At 72.5% G+C, this 3,416-nt stretch carries 3 protein-coding genes; 1 reads left to right on the top strand and 2 read right to left on the bottom strand.

Annotated elements, in window-relative coordinates:
• Nucleotides 1-58: 58 nt before the first annotated feature.
• The gene (locus ACLQ24_RS21935; RefSeq protein WP_425893585.1) at nucleotides 59-481 is read right to left on the bottom strand and encodes an STAS domain-containing protein; all 423 of its coding nucleotides are present in this window, start codon (nucleotides 479-481) and stop codon (nucleotides 59-61) included.
• A gap of 150 nt (nucleotides 482-631) precedes the next feature.
• Between ACLQ24_RS21935 and ACLQ24_RS21930 the strand changes: the two genes are divergently transcribed.
• Nucleotides 632-1,699, top strand: coding sequence for an SMP-30/gluconolactonase/LRE family protein (locus ACLQ24_RS21930; RefSeq protein WP_425893584.1), 1,068 nt, complete (start codon nucleotides 632-634; stop codon nucleotides 1,697-1,699).
• Nucleotides 1,700-1,762: 63 nt separating this feature from the next.
• On the opposite strand, the gene ACLQ24_RS21925 is transcribed toward ACLQ24_RS21930, so the two are convergent.
• Nucleotides 1,763-3,031, bottom strand: coding sequence for an Ig-like domain-containing protein (locus ACLQ24_RS21925; RefSeq protein ID WP_425893583.1), 1,269 nt, complete (start codon nucleotides 3,029-3,031; stop codon nucleotides 1,763-1,765).
• Nucleotides 3,032-3,416: the final 385 nt, after the last annotated feature.

Below are 3,416 nucleotides of genomic sequence, written 5' to 3'. Positions count from 1 at the left end.
CGCGGCCCGCCGTGGGCACAGCTCGTCCCGACGGTCGCCCCACGGCTCGGCGACCGACTCAGGCGGCCAGCACCAGGCCACCGGTCGCGGCCGGCGGGCGGCGGGCGGGTGCGACCAGGTCGGCGGGCGCCCCGCGACGGGCGGCCTCGACCACGCGAGCGGGCTCGATGATCGGCACCACCCGGTGCAGGCCGGTGGCGCGCAGGACCCGGGCCACCACCGGGGTCGGATCGACAATGACCAGCTCACCGCCGCGGGCCCGCACCCGCAGGTGCGCGGCGAGCAAGGTGCGCACCCCGGCGGTTGAGAGCAGCCGCAGCCCGGACAACTCCAACTGGACGACCGGCCGTGCCGGCGCGGACCACAGCGCGGATCGGAACGCGGCAACGGTGGCGATGTCGACCTCGCCGACCACCCGCACCTGGACCACCCGGTCACCCACGCTGACCTGCACGTCGATCCGGTCGCTGCGCTCTTCCATGCCGTAAAATCTAGCCCCCACCACCGACAGTTTCGCCCGTCCACGGAGTGATTCCGGGTACGTCCAGGGTCATCCCCCAGGACTTTCGCCATCCGCCCGAGGGTGGAGGCCAGGGGCGTCGGGCTCGGCTCAACGGCCAGGTGGCGCGCCATGCGCCCGACGATTCGGGTACGGCGGACATCGGCGATGGAGAATGACGCGATGGTGCTCCCCCGACCTCGCCCGCCACGGTTGATCCGGCCCGTGCGCGAACCGGCCACCGTCCCGCCCCCGCTTCGCGGCGTGTGGGCGGCCACGGATCGCCGCCTCGACCAGGTCGACCTCCTGCCCCTTCCCGCGGGCGCCGTCGGACCGGAGGACGTGCTCGTCGACCCGAGCGGCCGGGTCGTCAGCGGCGACGAGGACGGCAACCTCTGGTGGTGGCCGGTCGACGCACCGGCCGGCACCCGAGGACGGCTGCTGGCCGAGACCGGCGGCCGGCCGCTGGGCATCGAGGTGGACCCGTCCGGCGAGGCGCTCGTCGTCTGCGACGCGTACCGCGGGTTGCTGCGGGTCACGCCGGACGGAGCGGTCCGCGAACTGACCGGGACGGCGCCGCCGGTGCACCTGGCCAACAACGCGACGGTGGCACGCGACGGCACCGTCTACTTCACCGACTCGTCGGACCGGTTCCCGGTCTCGCACTGGAAGCGGGACCTGCTGGAGCACCGCCCCAACGGGCGCGTGCTGGCCCACCACCCGCGCACCGGGCGCACCGAGGTGGTCGCCGACGGGCTGTACTTCCCGAACGGCATCGCGCTCACCCCCGACGAGTCGGCGCTGATGCTGGTGGAGACCACCACCCACCGGCTGCTCCGCGTCGAGCTGAGCGGCGGCGTGCGGGTGCTCGCCGACCTGCCGGCGTACCCGGACAATCTCTCGGCGGTGGGCGACGGGACGTACTGGATCGCCCTGCCCAGCCCCCGCGTGCCCATCGCCGAACGGCTGCTGCCGCACCCGCGGCTGCGCCAGCTCGCCGCGCTGCTGCCCGACGCCATGCAGCCGCAGCCGCGCCGCTACGGGTTGGTCGCGCTGGTCGACGGCGATGGCACGGTCCGTCGTACGCTGCACGGCCCCGCCGGGCGCTACTGGATGATCACCGGGGTACGGCAGCACGGCGACCAGCTCTGGCTGGGCAGCCTGATCGGGGCCGGCGTGGCCCGCGTACCCCTGGGGTGAATGCTGGCCCGCGACGGCCCCGGGCCGACCCACCGCCGTGGTGGGCCGGCCCGAAGCGGTGTCTCAGCGGCCGCTGACCGAGGGTGCCGGAGCGGGCGACCCGCCGGCGACCGCGCCCGGGTGCGCCGGGGCGACCGGCGCGGGCTTGAGCCCGGACGGCACCGGTAGGGCGCTGCCCTTGACGAACTCGTCCCAGCTCACGTTCCACGCCGTCCAGCCGTTGCCGGGTTGCAGCTCGACCTCGGTGCCCTTGACGGTGACCAGGTCACCGACCTGGGTCACCCCCATCAGCCAGTCCGCGGCCGTGGCGGAGACGTTCGCGCAGCCGTGCGAGGTGTTGGTGTAGCCCTGCTCGCCCTCCGACCAGGGGGCCGAGTGGATGAACTCGCCACCCCAGGTGAGCCGCTGGGCGTCGTCGACGTCGACCACGTAGCCGCCGTTCGGCTCACCCCGGGTGTCGAAGGTGGTCCGCTCGTGCTTCTCCATGATCACCATCTTGCCGCTGGAACTGGGCGTGCTCGGCTTGCCCAGACTGACCGGGATGCGGCGCACCAGCTTGCCGTCGCGCAGCACCGTCATCTGCTTCGTGGCGTTGTCGATCTCCAGCGAGACCTGTTTACCGATGTTCGAGGTCGCGGTCCGTTCGGCGTCCCCGACCAGGTTCTTGCCGATCGGCAGACCCTCCAGCCCTGCCCGGACACTGATCGTCGTCCCGGGCTGCCAGAAATCGGGCGCCCGGTAATAGACCTGGCTGCCGTCCTCCAGCCACGACCAGGCGCCCGGCTGCGGCGGATTCGTCTTCACGAACAACCGGCGCTGCACATCCGCCCTGGCCTCTTTAGGAATTGCCGGGTCGAACGCCACCGTTACCGGCATGGCCGTGCCGTACGTCCGGTTGCCCACGAAATAGAGCGTGCTGGTGATCTGCGGCTTCGTGGACTTGGCCATCGTGGTGAACGTGGTGGTTCGCGTGGTCGTCGCACCCGAGTCGCCGGTCGCGGTCACCTCCGCGGTGTACGTACGCCGCGGTTGCAGCGGCGCGCTCGGCACCCAACCCGAGCCGTCCTCCCGCGGCTCGGCCTTGACCTGCGCGCCCTTGTCGTCGGTGAGCCGGATGGCGGTGACCCGTCCACCCTTGACCGCCGTACCGACCTCAGCGCTGACCGGGACGTCACGGGTCTTGTCCCCCGGTGTGACGGTGAGTTCCGGCGGCGCGGCGTGTCCCTTGGCCGGCCCGGCCGCCGAGTCCCGGCCCACGGTGCACCCGCCCAGCACGAGCGGTGCGGCTGCGATAGTTACCGCCAACAGCGTCAATCGCCGCCTAGACGTCATGTTCAGTCCCCCCGTTTTCGGCTTCCCTCTGCCACATTCTGGCCGCCTCGACAGGAGTATCCAGGGCATTCGGAAATAATCGCGGGCGCATTTATCGGCACATTTTCCTGCACTGAGTGCGGTGCCGAGAAATTGCATCACTGCCGGCTGTGAGCCCCTCTGAGCCCACCAAACGCCACCCGACCCGCAACGTCCGGTCCCGCCCGGACGCCACCGCGCCCGCACCTATCGCCGCAGTTGCACGACTTGAGCGGCGGCCGTGGGATGGTCGGGCGCGCCGCCGGGGGCTGGTGGGTCGGCGGCGGGCTGGCGGGCTGGCGGGCTGGCGGGCTGGCGGGCTGGCGGGCTGGCGGGCTGGCGGGCTGGCGGGCTGGCGGGCAGGCGG

The sequence above is a fragment of the Micromonospora sp. DT4 genome (genome assembly GCF_049841675.1).
GTDB lineage: Bacteria > Actinomycetota > Actinomycetes > Mycobacteriales > Micromonosporaceae > Micromonospora.
The sequence above is the reverse complement of the archived record's forward strand: the minus strand, read 5'-3'. Positions and strand labels throughout refer to the sequence as shown.

Bases quoted from the DNA above. Each gene is read 5' to 3' on its own strand.
- ACLQ24_RS21935 (WP_425893585.1), bottom strand. From the start codon at position 481: ATGGAAGAGCGCAGCGACCGGATCGACGTGCAGGTCAGCGTGGGTGAC.
- ACLQ24_RS21925 (WP_425893583.1), bottom strand. From the start codon at position 3,031: ATGACGTCTAGGCGGCGATTGACGCTGTTGGCGGTAACTATCGCAGCC.
- ACLQ24_RS21930 (WP_425893584.1), top strand. From the start codon at position 632: ATGCGCCCGACGATTCGGGTACGGCGGACATCGGCGATGGAGAATGAC.